Consider the following 17,150-nt stretch of genomic DNA (forward strand, 5'->3'; position numbering starts at 1 on the left):
AAAAATGGCTACAAGATCAGCATTTGATTAAAAAACAAAAAAAGGCTGCTTAGGATTAATGAATTTAAACAGTCAAAATCAATCACTAAAAGGAAGATTAAAAAATAGAATAAAACTCTAGGATATCAGGGGTCAAAACACACAGTCACCCAAAAGTGGTAAAAGCAATTCAGAATCAGGCAGCCAAACTGATTCATATTTCAAACTTTTTTCTTAGTGAGCCACAGGTGATGCTTTCTAAAAAGCTGGTGGAATTATCAGGTTTAGATCGGGTGTTTTTTGCGAATAGCGGAGCAGAATCTGTTGAGGGCGCTATTAAAATAGCACGTAAATATGCACATAGTGTTGGACGGGGAGGAAATGTTATTTCTTTTGAAAACTCCTTTCACGGACGCACATTGGCAACTATTGCAACAGGTAAAAAAGCATATCAAAAAGGATTTGAGCCTATTCCACAAGGATTTTATCAAGTGCCTTTTAATAATATTGAAGCCGTAAAAAAAGCTGCCGACAACAATACAGCAGCCATCATTATAGAACCTATCCAGGGAGAGGGAGGTGTAAATGTTGCTGATAAAACTTTCTTAAATGAATTGAGAACTTTTTGTAATGAACAGCATATTGTGTTGATTTTCGATGAAATTCAGTGTGGCATTGGGCGGACAGGAAAAATGTTTGCCAAAGACCATTTTGGGGTTGAACCTGATATTATGACTTTAGCCAAAGCATTGGGCGGAGGTGTTCCAATTGGCGCCATTCTTTCGAATGAAAAAATAAGTGCTGCAATTGATTTTGGTGATCACGGGACTACTTTCGGAGGAAACCCATTGGTGTGCGCGGCTTCATTGGCAACATTAGAAGTTATTGAAACAGAAAATCTATTGCAAGAGTCTGAGGAAAAAGGCAATTGGCTAAAATTGGAAATTGCAGCAATGAAAAATCCGGATATCAAAGAAATCCGCGGAAAAGGATTGATGTTAGGTATAGAATTTAATTTTGAAACAAAGCCTTTAGTTCAGGAAATGCTTGAAAATGGTGTCTTGGCAAATGCTACTGCCGATACAGTTTTGCGCTTGGTACCGCCTTTAAATATAAGTTATGAAGATTTGGGAAAGGCAATGGAAGTATTAAAAAAATCATTAAAAGAAATTAAAGACAATGGCTAAAAAGAAAATAGGAATTATTGGAGCAACAGGTTATACCGGATCCGAATTGGTGCGTATTCTTACCAATCACCCCGATGTTGAGATTTCCATGATTACTTCTGAAAGCCGGGTAGGAGAATTATTTTCTGATGTGCATCCTTTTTTACAGGGAATTGCGGATCAAAAATTGGTATCGGTTAATCATATAGATGAATATGAACTTGATCTTGTTTTTCTTGCGTTGCCTCACGGCGTTTCCATGGATTTTGTGAAACGCTTCAAAGACAAATTTTTTAAAATTATCGATCTTTCAGGTGATTTCCGTTTGAGTTCGCAGAAAGTTTATGAGGATTGGTATAAAATAGATCACATTTATGCTGAAGGTATTGAAAAAGCAGTATTCGGAAGTCCTGAATTGTATTTTGATAAAATTAAACAAGCGAATTTAATTGCGAATCCAGGCTGTTTTCCTACAAGTGCAATTTTAGGTTTGGCACCTTTACTAAAAGCTAACTTGATTGAAACAGATCGAATTATTGTCGACTCAAAAACGGGTGTTACAGGAGCGGGAATAAAAGCTAAAACAGTAAACCTTTATTCAAATGTAAACGATAATTTCAAGGCATACGGATTAAAAAATCATCGGCATACTATTGAAATTCAAGGGATATTGGACAATGTTTCAGGAAAAGAAACATTGATTCAATTTACGCCGCATTTATTGCCTGTGGATCGGGGCATTTTAACTACTATTTATGCACGCCCCACAGAAAATATGGATGAAATCAAACTGATAGAACTTTACACAGCCTTTTATGCAAATGCCCCTTTTGTCAGATTAAGAAAACAAGAGCCCGCCATAAAAGATGTTAGGGGTACCAATTACTGTGACTTGTATGTAACTTATGATAATCGAACCAATATGGTGATTATTGTTAGCGTTATTGACAATCTTATTAAAGGAGCTGCGGGACAGGCAGTCCAAAATATGAATATCATGTTTGGCCTGGAAGAAACCAAAGGATTAAATCTAATTCCGCTAAACCCGTAACATTTAAGACTATTACAAAATGATTAAAAATATAACAAATGTAAGAGGAATAACCTGTTGGGGAGCTCATTCAGGGATTAAGTCTATGCGCAGAGATTTAGCCATCATTTATTCAAAAGTGCCAGCAAGTGCAGCAGCTGTATTTACTCAAAATCAGGTAGCTGCAGCACCTGTTGACTTATCAAGAGAACATGTAGCCAATGGCCTTGCACAGGCAATTGTTATCAATGCGGGAAATGCCAATGCGGCTACCGGACAGCAAGGAAGAGAAGGTGCTGAAGCCATGGCACAAACATTAGCCGAGGAGTTGCATATTGAAAAGGATCTGGTTTTGGTAGCTTCAACAGGTATTATAGGTGTTAAATTTCCTACTGAGGAAATTGTTGAGGGCATTCGAGAAAATGCTAAGAATCTTACTAATAGATCCAATGCAGGATCCTTTGTTGCAAATGCAATTTTAACCACCGATACATTTGCTAAAGAAGGTTTTGTGGAATTTGAAGTTGATGGTCGTGAAATTAATATGGGAGGAATTGCTAAAGGATCAGGAATGATTCACCCAAATATGGCCACCATGCTGGCGTTTATTGTCACGGATATTGCCATTGAATCTAAACTTTTAAAAACGCTTGTAAAGGAAACGGTTGACAAATCATTTAATCTGATTACTGTAGATGGCGACACCTCTACGAACGATACGGCTATTGTATTAGCTAATGGTTTGGCTCAGAATGATATCATTAAATCTAAAAAAGATAAGGGCTATGTTGTTTTCAAGAAACATTTGGAAGAAATGATGATGCATCTAGCTCAACTTATAGTTTCAGACGGGGAAGGAGCCTCAAAGTTTATTGAATATGAAATAGTGAATGCTCCATCCGAAGATTATGCAAGAGTAATGATTAGGAAAATTTCAGATTCCTCCCTTGTTAAAACAGCCATGTTTGGCCGCGATCCAAATTGGGGAAGGATTATAAGTGCAGCAGGTAATGCTGGTCTTCCTTTTGATTATGAGAAAATTGATCTTTATATTGGTTCTGAAAAAGAAATGGTCATGGTGCTGGAAAAAGGAAGCCCTTTAGAATTCAACACCAACTACATCAAAAAACTGTTGAAGGAATCACATCTTAAAATTGTGATGGATCTTCATAATGGGAAAGCAAAATCAAAAGGTTGGGGAACTGATTTAACAACAGATTATGTGTTGTTTAATTCTGTGTATACGACTTAATATATTACGATATATAATACAATTCATTTTTTAATCTAAACCGATAACCATGGCTTTTGTAACATTAGATATTAAGAAACTAAAATCAAATTTTGACTATCTCAATACTCTTTTTAAAAAGAATCAGATTGAATGGTCTGTTGTTTCGAAAATACTAAGTGGAAATGAAATTTATTTAAAAGAATTATTAAAATTTGACATCAATCAAATATGCGACTCACGGGTCTCTAATCTGAAGATGATTAAATCTTTAAACCCTTTAATCGAGACTATATATATTAAACCCCCTGCAAAGCTCGCAATACCAGGTGTTGTTAAATATGCCGATGTAAGCTTAAATACTGAATTTGAAACGATCAAATTGTTAGCAGAGGAAGCAAAAAAACAGGGGAAAATTCACAAAATCATAATTATGATTGAATTGGGTGAGCTTCGTGAGGGTGTAATGGGCGATGATTTTATGGCTTTTTACAAAAGTGTTTTCAAATTAAAAAATATTAAAGTTGTTGGGATTGGAACTAATTTAACTTGCTTATATGGCGTTTTGCCAAATCACGACAAATTAATCCAATTGAGTTTATACGAGCAATTGATTGAGGCTAAATTCGACAGACAAATAGAATATGTTTCAGGAGGTGCATCGGTTACAATTCCATTAATTTTTCAAAATCTACTGCCTAAAGGAATCAATCATTTTAGAGTGGGAGAAACACTTTTTTTAGGTACCGATGTTTATAATAATATACCTTTTGAAAAAATGCACTCGGATATATTTAGCTTGTATTCAGAGATAATTGAATTGACCGAAAAACCTATGGTTCCTGAAGGTTTACTTGGTACTAATGTTGAGGGAGAAGACTTTGAATTTGATGAAGCAAATATTGGTGAAACTTCAAATAGGGCAATTATCGACATAGGGTTACTCGATGTAGACGTTGATCATCTTGAATTAGTTGACAAAACTATAAAAATAGCAGGAGCGAGTTCTGATATGATTGTCATTGACCTTGGAGAAAATATAAAGAAATATAAAGTTGGCGATTTGATCGAATTTCAATTAGATTATATGGGGACTCTCAGGATATTAAACTCAAAATATATTGAAAAAAGAGTGAAGGGATAGCTAATCAAGTAGGCTGCCGCTAGGCTTATAACTTGGTGGAGAATACTTAGGCAAGCTCAGCAAGCACTTTTTACACCATCGAGCGTATGTTTGCGCTCAAGCTTCAGCATAGGAGCTAAGGGCTTATTCATAAAAATATTCTCGCGAAAGGTATTCATGAGGGTTTCGCCGGATGTATAAGGTGGTTTGTTAAGTCATATACAATAGAGAATCACGTCTTAATGGCGTGATTTTTTTTTGTTTGTTAATGTCGAGCAAAGACTGATAAGCACGTTTTCGCAATCTTTCAAGTATAATGGTCGTTACAAGTAGTGCTCGTCAATTTAATCTTTTATTGTTTGGTTTGTTATCCCATGCTATCGTGGTCTCCACTTAAGTATGGCACAGTGGTTCACACACCCTAAAAGCGAAGCGCTCTCACGAGCGATAGAGGATAAACCACCTTCCCACCTACTAATAATTGATCGCTTTATACAACCTCGGGTGTTTGTAATTGCTTCATAAGTCCATGTGTTACCCCAGTGCATAAGGAACTTACGCACTCTGGACTTTCTTTTATAAAACTTAATAGTATGTAAGAACTTTTATTAAATTTACAATTCAAGGTAGATACACACGCTAGATTTAATTGGGGGTAAAGTCCTTTTATTAGGCTTTATGTCTCTTGGGAAACTAAAAAAGTGAGATAGGAAATTGGTTTTAATCCCAAATATGAACTTAGCAAAAACGGTTGGTTATAATATAAACACCAAAATATGATTGAAATATATTATAAAAATAATGAGATAAGAAAATACAAATCTATTGATGAGGTTGAATATTTACCAGATAATATATTCAGTATTCGATTTATTGGTTTCTTTAATTCAGATTTGGAAATAATTTCAGAAAAGTTTGATCTTGACTTAACTTCTTTTAGTAAAAAAGAGGATATAGAAATAAGTTCCCATTATATTGAATCACCTGACCAATTATCTCTAAACTTTACGATTCCAAGCTATTCTTTGAATAACTTTTTTGAGGAAAAGGATATTTATATTTTGATTAAAAACGAAATTGTATTTACATTTCTTTCACCAGAAATAGAAGAAAGTTTAAATCAATTAACACAGTTCATTTATAATTTTGAGACTACAAAAATTGACACATATCATCAACTTTTCATCTTTCAAATTGGGGTCATCTCAGATTACTACGCAGATATTGTTGAGCTAATTTCAAAAAAGATTAGAGACCTTTTTCAAAAGACGCTTAAATCGAAACAATTCAAGGAAAATGACTTGGATTACATTGCAGCCTTAAGGTATAATAATCTCCTTATTAGGGAATCTCTTTCTGAGTTTCAAAGAATTCTTCTTCTTTTAAAAAAGAGCTATAAAAAGAAGGAGAATACATACATTAAGATTAGTGAAGAATTAGAAGATCTTACAGTGATCGCAGATTATTTGCAATATAATTTTAACAGATTGGATGACTTGAATGGGAATATAAATAGTAAGATAGAATTAGAACAAAATAAGATTTTTAAAATCCTTACTATTATTACAGTATGTGTATCACTGCCTACTTTAATTGCAGGTATATATGGAATGAATTTTAAATATATGCCAGAACTAAAAATGGTTATGGGATATCCAATTATTGTTCTTGTTTTAATTCTGAGTTTTATCATCCCATTAATCTATTTTAAAAGAAAGAAATGGTTCTAAAGCAATATCAACTACTAAAAAATATGCTCAAAAGGACGGGGAAACGGGTTAAGCATTTAAGGCTCACTACCCTAATAACGAAAATGGGGTTTCCATGGAAACAACCCATTGTTTGATTTATAAAACGGCAAAAAAACATCTAAACTATCAGAACCCACCCTTCCTATTTGTAAGTGGTGAGGTCGATCGTTTTACTCAATTTGCTATGGATGTGAACCCTAAGGTTTATGCACAAAATGTATCAGGCGCACACAATGCAGGTGTGGCCGTGGCTGTTATTATTTCTATCTTGAATGATGAATCTTTTATTATGACAAAGAGAAAACTTATGACAGAAAAAGGATAAGCTTGTATTGAGTTTTATATATAGCTTAGTCAGTTTGCTCTAATTACCATTACCCTTAGTGAGATGGGTGTGGGTTGAGTCAGTTAAAGGTGTGGGAGAGTTCACACCTTTTTTATCCCCGTCAATATTGTGTTCATAATTATGTAGATAGGTTCTATTTTAGAATTATTTATGATTTTACAATGGACAAGTTTATTGTTTGATATGTAAATTTCGTAATTTCAATGGGTCTATTATTTTTAGAATCAGTCAAACTGTAATGTTTAAGTCGTTTGTTGAGAAGTGCTAATGTGATATGTAGACTACATAAAATTATAAAGCATAAAAAGAAACATGATACAAGGCAGAATGTGACTTAAACTTTTGCTAAGCAAAAAACAAAACTTAATATAATGAAAAAAGAAAACCTTTCTATCCTGAGTTTGGAAGGACTCAAGCAAAAGAAGAGAGCTTATATTACGCTACTCACAATATTTGCAGTGCTTTTGAGCTTGCTCATTGTACTGACTTCTTTTATGTATTTCACTTCAGGTATGACACCTTTACTGGCTGCCCCGATAGCCTTATTCCCTTTATTTGTGGTTGGATGTAAGAGATTGAGGGCTATATATAAGGAGATCGAATTCCGGTCCGTATCCTCAAGTCGGCTTAAATAAAGCTTATAAAACCACCATCCTCAAACAAGTTTGGGTACTCCTCCTTTCCTTCGGCTCGCTCAGGAACCAAAAGGAGGAGAATCTAAATGGATTGTTACTCATGCTTGGCTATCAGCACACAAATATAATAAGTGTATGTTGAGCCAGGTTTCTTATAAAATCCGATTCCACAGTATTCTGCATCTGCCCAAAAGCTGGTCATACCTAGCAGGTGTTTTCTATGTCCTAGGCTAGGAATTCCTTTATCGATAATGAGTTGCTGAATCATGATTTTCCCTGTATTGCGGTTTGTTCCAGCAGCTATCGATTCGAAATTATTAGCCGATTTTGAAGACATCAGATAGTCAGCAAGATCAAAACCCGCTGCATTTATCTTATAGTTCATGCCATAACCATCTGGATCGACAGGGGCAAAATAATTGCGCTCAGCCATATCCTTAGCTTTATCATAGGCAGCCTTCGCTAGTTCTGCACACCAAATTAACTTATCACGCTTCTCAACCGTTGATAAATCAACCGCTAGTCCATCACTATAGGCTGGTGGGTTATTTCTAACCGCATTCAGATAATCGAAAGCATCCTTTCGGTTGATCTCATTGAGTTTTTTTTGCCTCTGAGTACTCCTTAATAATGATATCTTCATCATAGGTGGTTCCCCCACAAGAAATTAGAAGAAGATGGATTGAAAGTAGAAGGAGAGTGAAAAACTTGTTCATGCTGTGATAGATATAAAATGAGATTTGCGTTGAATCATAGACGCCTTGCCAGACTTAGTTTGGGTGAGGCAGGGAGATTCTTTTAGTAGAACGCATGTTTTGTGAAAATGGTATGGGAGTAGTGGATATTTAATTAAGGCGTTTCTGTTTTGTAAAGAATTTATTGCCCATAATAAATGATAATCTTAAAACTTTATCTTTACAAAAAATAGTAGATAATACGAAAAGAAAGAATGCGATGTCAGAAAATTATAAGTTTGTCCAAAATACAAAGTGCGAGTATTTCCCCTGTCATAAAGTTGAAAATGAGGCGGATTTTAATTGTCTGTTTTGTTTTTGTCCTTTATACATGTTAAAAGATAAATGTGGTGGGAATTTCAAATATACCAACGGCTTTAAAAATTGTGCTGATTGTACTATTCCTCATACCAGAAAGTCGCATGAGTACATGATGAGTAAAATGGGAGAGGTTTGTAAAATTGCTGGTGAAAAGGAGTAAGTATTATCTAAGAATTTTATTTAAATTTAGGAATCGACTCATCAATATAAATGGGTGAGTGCGTAGCCTCAAAATTTAAATATGAGACAAATAGTATGAGAGCCATTTTCACATTAATCACATTTATTTTAATATCACTCAGTACTATGGGACAAAACAAGCATCCAATGAAAGTCGCTATGGTTAGCGTCTTTGTAGAAGATCCGGTTAAGGCTTTTAAATATTATACAGAGGTTTTAGGTTTTGAAGAGGTGATGTATTCGCCTGAGAATTATCTGGCTATCGTTAAGTCGCCACTCGACCCTAATGGTGTGTCATTGCTACTGGAACCAATAGAGCCAGGTGGGCTTGAGATTGCTAAAAAGTATAAGCACGAATTGTACAAGATGGGCATGCCTGTGATCTCCTTCAGTTCGAATGATATTCAGAAAACCTTTGAAGAACTAAAAGTGAAAGGTGCTAGGTTTAAGAAAGAACCCACAAAAACGGATTATGGCTTTGAGTCTGTATTCGATGATGATAATGGAAATTACATCCAATTGTATCAACTAAATTAATCTCATTTTATATCTTGAATAAGAAATAGAATAAGCCTCACAACAATTATGAAGTGAACCCCAAAAGTTGGACACAACATTTGGGGTGTTTTTTTATCTCGATATTTATCATGCTTATTCTATTGGACTAAGAACCACTCGAATAGTTTTTGATTTTACCTGCGTGAAAAAAAACATTTTTATCACTACCAATTTGACAAAAATTCTTTTATTATGAAGAGTGATTCTATTTTACACCTGCTTATTGTTTTACTTATACCTTGAATACTGTTTAGTGTGATAAATTCATATTTTTAGTGTGCCGAATTTAAAAATCTTCTGACCTCTCCAATTGGGCGGTATAACAAGACCTTTTAATGAGTTGTTGGAGAAATAACAAGCATGTTACAGGTCAGTTTGAAAAGAAACATTACCAGATAAATAAACATATAAAAGTGAATAAAAAAGTATTAAAAATTATTGGAATTATTGTATCGATAATTGTGATTGTCATCTTTCTTGATTTTACTTTAGGGGAATTTTTAACTGGTTGGAATAATCCAAAGTAATTGTTTTGGAAAGCGGAGAAAAACTAAGCATAAAAATATGGCAAACGGACTGGATGATTTATTAGGTGATGCAAAGAAAAAGGGTTCTGAAATATGGACGAATATCAAAAGTGCAGGTAAGGATAAACTAAAGAGCGGTATTCAGAACTTAAACGATGCCTTACCAGATATTGAAAAAGCTGGTTTTATTCTCGTCCGCCTGGATGTTGATATCGCACTTATGCCACGTTTATTTGCACGTTTTAAACAAGAACACTTGATTTCTAAAGAAGAACGAGAAAGGATTCTGCTTAAAACGAAAAAGAATAAATTTTTGAATTTCATTCTGATTGGCTTGTTCAAGGCTGCCGATCTTAAGAATGAAATAAGCATTGATAATATTAACTTAGAGGAAATCGAACTGGAGATTGGCTTAACGCCGTCGGCCAAGCTCATATTCCGTAGAGAGGAGAGATTGAGTTTAATGGAAAGAAAAGTAGAAGCTATTGATCAGCCTTGAATATAATAGTCGTTAGAAATAAGCTTCAGACTAGATGGTGTGCGATTACATCGCGTTTTGATGAATTATATCACGCGAAGGATTGACTTCGTCGAACTTCGTTCCGTGGGGCAGCATAATAAAATACAAATCAAAACGGTACCTGGGTTTCATACACGAACTCTTATGGGCACTATTAAAGGAGATGAGCTATGAATTTAGAATCCAATTTAATACAAAAGGCAGAATTTAATCCAAATATTAAGACCTACATCTTATTGGTCGTAGCTTTTTTTCTGACCATCTCATTGGTTGGGATTCCAATACTGATTATCTGGTTTCTGGGACTAGGGCAATATATAGGTAAACGCTTTTATGAGAATCTAAGTTGTGAATTGACTGACCGACATCTGGAGTTTAAAAAAGGGGTGTTATTTAAAATTGAGAAAACAATTCCTCTGGAAAACATACAGGATCTAACCTTTGTTGAGAACCCTTTTTTGAAGATGCTTGATTTACGCATTCTTAAAATTGAAACCGCAGGACAGAGTAATCTGCAAGGGAGCGATATGAAATTAATTGGAATACTCGATTCTTCAGATTTTAAAAAGAAAGTATTACATCAAAGAGAATTGCTTAATACTGAATGCAGGTCAGAGACTATACCAACAGAAACAAGCAATGAACAAACCAATAAGATACTAATGGAAATTAGAGATATCCTGAATGATATAAAGAATAAAGCCTAAATCAATTGAGCTGCTTGCAGATAGCTATGGCACTATCCTTAGGTAATAAGGCAGTAAGTGTGTTTCGTAAATTAAACAAAATTTCAAATGAAAAAACTAATCCTAAGCAGCTTGTTCCTGTTTATATGTTTGCTGTGCTACTCTCAAGAGAAGCTGTACAAGGAAATTGGGAAAACACAGACTTTAACAAGTGCTGAATATGAGGTGCTAAAGCAGGTGAAATATAAAAAATTTGAGAATAGTGGTATGGTGATGAAGCTGGAAGAAAGCATATTGGATTCTACCCAAATTAACGGAAGCATGGTTTACACCTACAAACTTGAACGGGTGTTTTCGAATGGTTTTAGAATTTCTCCAAACGCATCATTCGAGAAGGTTTACTCATTATATGGTAAATAATTTCCAGAATTTAGTTTGAAATCTCTTGAAGGTGAAGTGGTAAATTTATCAGATTTTAAAGGCAAGGCCATTCTGATTAATTTTTGGTTTACGGGTTGTGGACCCTGTATTAAAGAAATGCCAGCACTTAGTAATATTCGAAAAAGATATGGTGATCAACTGGTTTTTCTTTCGATATCATTTAATACTAAAGATGAATTAGATCGCTTCTTTGAAAGCCACACTTTTGATTTTATGCATTTGACAGATGCAAGGGATTTGATTGGTAGAATTGGAATACAGGGCTACCCAAAGAATATTCTAATTAATAAAGAAGGAGTTGTGCATCAAATACTTGATGGTATTCATCAGCAGCTTGATAAGGAGGGAGCTGTTATTGACGGTGATGGGCAGGAAATAATCAGAGAAATTGAGAAAGTACTTAATGTGTAATGATAAATATCTTAGGAATGCCTAAAATTGAATTTTAGAATAAATACCACATGAAAATTTCCAATGGATGAGATTGAAATCTTCCGCATCCATATTTGATTCGGAGCAACTTAGGCTTGTCTATGAGGAGTAAGAGAAGGTAAGAGCTAAACTTTTAAAATAAAACAATGAGCATATATAAAGATATTCAAGAACTGCTTAGCGCAGAGCTGATCTCCGATAACCAGGCTGAAAACATACGGGAGTATTACCGAAAAAAGGAGAGTCAATCGGGTAATAAGCTTTTTATCGTTTTTGGCATATTGGGCGCCATATTAATAGGCCTTGGTCTGATTCTAATTATTGCTCATAATTGGGACGAACTCTCGCGTTTAACGAAAACAATTTTCGCTTTTATCCCCCTTTTAATTGGACAAATACTCTGTGGCTATACCTTAATGAAAAAACAGGATAATGTAGCATGGCGAGAAGGTAGCACGGTTTTCTTGTTTCTTACAGTAGGAGCCAGTATTTCTCTTGTCAGCCAGATTTATAACATTCCAGGTAATTTAAGCTCCTTCTTATTAACATGGATCTTAGTCTGCATCCCATTGGTCTATATAATGACATCATCCATTACTTCACTATTTAGTATTATCGGAATAACATTCTATGCTTGCGAAACAGGCTATTGGAATCATTCTTCTGCTGACACCTACCTATATTGGTTGATGTTATTAGCCATTTTGCCTCATTATTACCAGCTGTATAAGAAGAGACCCGAAAGTAATTCTATGATTTTTCATAATTGGTTGATTCCAATTTCGCTAGTCATCTCATTAGGAACCTTTTCTCATAGCCATGATGAATTCATGTTCATCGCTTATTTCAGTTTATTTGCATGTTTATACATCGTAGGAAATACGAGCTTTTTCAGCCAGCAAAAACTACGGAACAATGCCTATAAAATATTGGGTTCTCTGGGAACACTCATCTTATTGCTGGTGTTAAGTTTCGATTGGTTTTGGGATGATTTGAGAAATAAAATCTTTGATTTTAATGAGGTCGTAGCTTCGCCTGAGTTTATCGTATCTACAAGTCTAACAATTTTGGCAGGCCTACTTCTTTATCTGCAACAGAAAAACAAAAGACTCTTGAGCATTAAACCGATTTCACTCGTCTTTATTTTCTTTATATATGCTTTCATAAGTGGTTTATCCTCATCAATAGCAATGCTTCTAATTAACTTTTACGTTTTTGCTATCGGCATATTCACCATAAGAGAGGGCGCTAAGAAAGATCATTTAGGAATCTTGAATTTCGGTTTGCTTATAATTACCGCCTTGGTTACCTGTCGATTCTTCGATGAGAATTTAAGTTTTGTCATCAGAGGCATTTTGTTTGTATCAGTTGGTCTTGGCTTTTTTGCAACAAACTATGTCATGTTTAAAAAAAGAAAAAATGGATAGAAAATATAAACTCCTATTGGTATTTATACTTGTTGCTTTGGTACAACTTTATATTCCTGCTAAAATGATTTTGGAGAGTGAAGACGTCTTAGACTCAGGTACAGCATATAAATTCAAGACGGCTCCGGTTGACCCAACTGATCCCTTTAGAGGGAAATATATTACGCTTAGATATAAGGATAATCATATTGAAGTTGAAAATAAAAGCGATTGGTTTAATGGGGAAGAAATATATGTCATTCTTAACAAGGATAAAGATGGTTTTGCTAAGATTAAATTTATTTCAAAAGAGGCGCCTCAGTACAAAGCAGATTATTTCAAAGCTAAAATTAGATATGTGAGTTCTAATGGCTCTAATCAAGTTCGAATTGCTTACCCATTTAATCGATACTATATGGAAGAAAGCAAGGCTGAAGCTGCAGAAAAAGCCTATCGAAAATCACAAGCTGATACTAGTAAAGTTGCCTACTCCCTTGTAAGAATAAAGGATGGGGAAGCCGTCTTGCAAGATGTTTTGATTGATGGTGTTTCTATAAAAGACATTGTTGAGAAGGAGAGAAGGGAGTAATTGTAAGGTTGATGTATGTCAAAAATAGATATCAAATTCGTCTTTAATCCTGGTGCTACAGACGCGATGCATCGCATCTGTAAGAGATGATAGGCCTGCGATTTATAGCGTATAACGAGAAAGGCTTATCGGATATAGAATAGAATTGAAATGTTGGAATAATTAGTCTAATTTGTGTCTCTTAATTGTAAGCATAAGATTGTTTTTAAGGTCTTATAAATAGTTTGCTTACGAATATTATACAAACCAAAATTAATAGATATGATTGACAATTATTTAAAGAAGCTGAGTCTGTTTCTTGTTTGTTTTATATTGTTTACGGCCTATGTCCAAGCGCAAGGAACGCGCCTTTTAAGACAGCCAACACTATCTAAAACACATATTTCTTACACCTATGCAGGCGATTTATGGGTATCCGATATCAATGGAGACCAAACCCTGCGTTTAACCAGCACACCAGCTGTTGAAAGCGATCCCCATTTTTCTCCAGATGGTCAAACCATTGCTTTTACATCCAACCGTTCGGGTGTGAATGCGGTTTATACAGTTCCTGTTATAGGGGGAGAAGTTAAACAATTGACCTGGTATCCTGCAGCATCGAATGTACGTGGCTGGACACCTGATGGTAAAAAAGTATTGTATGCTTCAACTCGTGAAACAGCACCGTCTAACTTTGATCGTTTATGGACCGTTTCACGTGATGGTGGCGTATCGACTATGCTGAATGCACAGTGGGGAACCAAAGCTTCATTTGCTGCCGATGGTAAGCAGATTGTTATTGATAAAGTTCGTCGTTGGGATTGGGAATGGCGTGCCTACCGTGGTGGCCAAAATACGCCACTGATTATTCTTAATCTTGAGGATTCGAGCGAGAAATTGCTGCCTAACGAATCAACCACCGATGTTCAGCCTGTCTGGATAGATGATAAGATCTATTTCCTTTCGGATAGAGATTGGGCGATGAACATTTGGATGTATAATACTAAGAGTAGTGAATTAAAGCAAATCACAACATTCAAAGATATTGATATTAAATCTCTTTCGGGGAATAATGAAAAGCTAGCTTTCGAAAGAGACGGCTATCTACATACCTACGATCTTGCTTCAGGTAAAATCACACAGCTAGAACTAGAACTTAGTGGCGATTTCCCTTGGGCTAGAACCAAATGGGAAGATGTGAGCAAAAGTGTTCGTTCAGCATCTTTATCTCCAACAGGTAAGCGAGCAATTATGTCGGCACGTGGTGAAGTGTTTACCGTTCCGGTTGAGCATGGCGATGCGAGAAACATCACCAACAATTCGGCAGCAGCTGATCGCGCTCCAATTTGGTCGCCTAAAGGAGATAAGATTGCCTGGTTCTCTGACGTGAATGGAAAAGGCTATCAATTGATGATTGCTAATCAGGACGGCTTATCGAAATCTGATGCTATTTCTATTGGAGAATCGAAAATGGCCTGGGAGCCAGCTTGGTCGCCAGATGGTAAGTATATCGTTTTCACGGATGATGATGTACGTGTTCGATTGATTGATATTGAAGCCAAGAGCATTAAGACCATTGATGTGGGTGGTAACAATTTCGAGCGAGGAGATCTAGGCCTAACATGGTCGAAGGATTCTAAGTGGATCGCTTATGCGAAATCAGGAGCTAATAATTTCCGACGTATTTGCATCTGGTCGATGGCTGACAATAGGGTAAGACCAGTTACCAACGAACTGGCAGATGCCTTTTCACCTGCTTGGGATGCCGATACACATCACCTGTACTTTTTAGCAAGTACCGATTTAGCATTGCTTTCGGGTTATGTGAATACCTCGGTAATGGGAGCAAAAGCGCCTAATTATGGTGCCTATATTATTAATCTTCTGAAAAAAGACACTTCCCCTTTTGAGCCTAGAAGCGATGAAGAAGAGGCTGCAAAAAAAGAAGATAAAAAGGAAGCAAAGGATAAAAAGAAGGATGATAAACCTAAAAAGGATAAGGCAAAAGTTGATAGCCTGATGAAGATTGATTTTGACGGTATCGAGCGTCGAATTATTCCTTTACCTATGGATAAGGCTGCCTATCGTTATATACTGGCAGGGCTTAAAGGTATTGTGTTTCTTGCTGAAGCCAGTCCTAAAGGGAGAACGTCTACGCTTCATAAATTCGATTTAAAAGAGAGAGAAGCTAAGGAGTTTGCTTCAGGAGTAGGAAATGTCTCTATTTCGGCTGATGGTAGTCAAATGTTGGCTAAAATGGGATCTGCATGGAAAGTTGTGGGAACTAAAGGAGCTAATGCTAAAAGTGCCAAAGTCCTAAAGATAAACTTAAAAACACAGCTCGATCGTATGGCGGAATGGAATCAGATGTTTGAAGAAGCATGGCGATACCAGCGCGATTATTTCTACGATCCTAATATGCACGGAAGAGACTGGGATGAGGTCTACAAGCGATATACACCTCTTGTTCCTTATATCAAGCATCGTAGTGATTTAAATTATGTGCTCGATCAGGTGAATGGCGAACTTTCGGTAGGACATAGTTTTGTCTTTGGCGGCGATTTCCCTAAAACCGATCGTCCTTCCGTCGGTTTATTGGGTGCTGACTTAAAGGCTGAAGGAAACCATTGGAGAATACAACGTATTTACACTTCTGAGAGCTGGAATCCTGATTTGTCGAGTCCATTGGATCGCCCAGGAATGAAAGTGGAAGAGGGGGATTATATAGTGGGAGTTAACGGTAAAGAAATCAGTAATAAGCAAGATCCTTATATGGCCTTAGATGGTACAGCTGGTCAGCAAACCGTTCTTCATATCAATACCAAATCTGATTTTAAAGGGGCATGGAAAATTACCGTGAAGCCTATAAGTAGCGAAAGATCACTTCGTCAAAGAGCATGGGTTGAAGATAACCGTCGTTTGGTTGATAAACTTTCTGGTGGGCGATTGGCTTATATTTGGGTTCCGAATACTTCAAGTAACGGCTTTATCTCCTTTAATCGCTACTATTTTGCTCAGCAAGATAAAGAAGGTGCTGTTATTGATGAGCGTTTCAATGGCGGAGGTCTTCTGGATGATTATATGGTTGATTTAATGAAACGCGAGACAAGAGCTTGTTTAACCAATGAGGTGCCTAATGGTGATCCGATTCGTTTACCTGCTGGAATTGTTGGTCCAAAAGTCTTAATCATTAATGAGCTTGCCGGATCGGGTGGAGATTTCTTCCCATGGGTGTTCAAGCATCAGAAAATAGGCCCTGTGGTCGGTGCTCGTACCTGGGGTGGTTTGGTGAAATCATCAGTCCATTACCGATTGGTAGATGGTGGTGCTCTTACAGCTCCAGATAATGCGGTATTTGATCCGGATACAAATGAATGGGTTGGCGAAAACAAGGGAATCGCTCCAACCATAGAAGTTCGTCAGGATGCCAAATCTATGAACAAAGGGATTGATCCACAGCTTCAGCGTGCTGTCAAGGAGGCCCTTTCTCGTTTACCTAAAACAAAGAGAAAGATC

15 protein-coding genes and 1 pseudogene are annotated in these 17,150 nt (G+C 36.2%); 15 read left to right on the plus strand and 1 reads right to left on the minus strand.

Annotation, left to right across the window (positions count from 1 at the left end; genetic code table 11):
- The first annotated feature begins 122 nt into the window (after positions 1–122).
- From ABY905_RS06020 to ABY905_RS06045, 6 genes are all read left to right on the plus strand, one after another.
- Complete coding sequence (locus ABY905_RS06020; protein WP_372641600.1) at positions 123–1,166, plus strand: aspartate aminotransferase family protein; 1,044 nt, start codon at positions 123–125, stop codon at positions 1,164–1,166.
- Positions 1,159–2,196, plus strand: a complete 1,038-nt coding sequence (gene argC, locus ABY905_RS06025) for an N-acetyl-gamma-glutamyl-phosphate reductase (protein ID WP_372641572.1) — start codon at positions 1,159–1,161, stop codon at positions 2,194–2,196. Before ABY905_RS06020 ends, argC begins: the two co-directional genes overlap by 8 nt.
- Positions 2,197–2,215: 19 nt before the next feature.
- A complete protein-coding gene (gene argJ / locus ABY905_RS06030) occupies positions 2,216–3,427 on the plus strand; it encodes a bifunctional glutamate N-acetyltransferase/amino-acid acetyltransferase ArgJ (protein WP_372641574.1) in 1,212 nt (403 codons plus the stop codon).
- A 49-nt stretch (positions 3,428–3,476) separates the two neighbouring features.
- Positions 3,477–4,550: an alanine racemase gene (locus ABY905_RS06035; RefSeq protein ID WP_372641576.1), complete on the plus strand. Its 1,074-nt coding sequence runs from the start codon at positions 3,477–3,479 to the stop codon at positions 4,548–4,550.
- Between the two features lie 755 nt (positions 4,551–5,305).
- The gene (locus ABY905_RS06040; RefSeq protein ID WP_372641578.1) at positions 5,306–6,259 is read left to right on the plus strand and encodes a CorA family divalent cation transporter; all 954 of its coding nucleotides are present in this window, start codon (positions 5,306–5,308) and stop codon (positions 6,257–6,259) included.
- 94 nt (positions 6,260–6,353) lie between these two features.
- Positions 6,354–6,605, plus strand: coding sequence for a hypothetical protein (locus ABY905_RS06045; protein ID WP_372641580.1), 252 nt, complete (start codon positions 6,354–6,356; stop codon positions 6,603–6,605).
- Positions 6,606–7,355: 750 nt separating this feature from the next.
- On the opposite strand, the gene ABY905_RS06050 is transcribed toward ABY905_RS06045, so the two are convergent.
- On the minus strand, positions 7,356–7,907 hold the full coding sequence (locus ABY905_RS06050; RefSeq protein WP_372641582.1) for a CAP domain-containing protein: 552 nt from the start codon (positions 7,905–7,907) through the stop codon (positions 7,356–7,358).
- A gap of 308 nt (positions 7,908–8,215) precedes the next feature.
- On the opposite strand from ABY905_RS06050, the gene ABY905_RS06055 reads away from it, so the two are divergent.
- From ABY905_RS06055 to ABY905_RS06095, 9 genes and pseudogenes are all read left to right on the plus strand, one after another.
- Positions 8,216–8,476, plus strand: coding sequence for a cysteine-rich small domain-containing protein (locus tag ABY905_RS06055; RefSeq protein ID WP_372641584.1), 261 nt, complete (start codon positions 8,216–8,218; stop codon positions 8,474–8,476).
- A gap of 146 nt (positions 8,477–8,622) precedes the next feature.
- Positions 8,623–9,033: a VOC family protein gene (locus tag ABY905_RS06060; RefSeq protein WP_372641586.1), complete on the plus strand. Its 411-nt coding sequence runs from the start codon at positions 8,623–8,625 to the stop codon at positions 9,031–9,033.
- Positions 9,034–9,618: 585 nt separating this feature from the next.
- Positions 9,619–10,080 (plus strand): hypothetical protein, encoded by a 462-nt coding sequence (locus tag ABY905_RS06065; RefSeq protein WP_372641588.1) that lies wholly within the window; start codon positions 9,619–9,621, stop codon positions 10,078–10,080.
- Positions 10,081–10,271: 191 nt separating this feature from the next.
- Complete coding sequence (locus ABY905_RS06070) at positions 10,272–10,808, plus strand: PH domain-containing protein (RefSeq protein WP_372641590.1); 537 nt, start codon at positions 10,272–10,274, stop codon at positions 10,806–10,808.
- Positions 10,809–10,895: 87 nt separating this feature from the next.
- Positions 10,896–11,207 (plus strand): hypothetical protein, encoded by a 312-nt coding sequence (locus ABY905_RS06075; RefSeq protein WP_372641592.1) that lies wholly within the window; start codon positions 10,896–10,898, stop codon positions 11,205–11,207.
- Positions 11,208–11,219: 12 nt separating this feature from the next.
- Positions 11,220–11,639 (plus strand): annotated as a pseudogene (locus tag ABY905_RS06080) (TlpA family protein disulfide reductase); the annotation flags it as partial.
- Between the two features lie 167 nt (positions 11,640–11,806).
- Entirely contained in the window at positions 11,807–13,087 is a 1,281-nt protein-coding gene (locus tag ABY905_RS06085) for a DUF2157 domain-containing protein (protein WP_372641594.1), read from the plus strand.
- A complete protein-coding gene (locus ABY905_RS06090) occupies positions 13,080–13,655 on the plus strand; it encodes a GDYXXLXY domain-containing protein (RefSeq protein WP_372641596.1) in 576 nt (191 codons plus the stop codon). Before ABY905_RS06085 ends, ABY905_RS06090 begins: the two co-directional genes overlap by 8 nt.
- A 261-nt stretch (positions 13,656–13,916) precedes the next feature.
- Positions 13,917–17,150: PDZ domain-containing protein (locus ABY905_RS06095; RefSeq protein WP_372641598.1), on the plus strand; the 3,234-nt coding region annotated here is incomplete at its 3' end.

Source organism: Ancylomarina sp. (genome assembly GCF_041555295.1).
GTDB lineage: Bacteria > Bacteroidota > Bacteroidia > Bacteroidales > Marinifilaceae > Ancylomarina.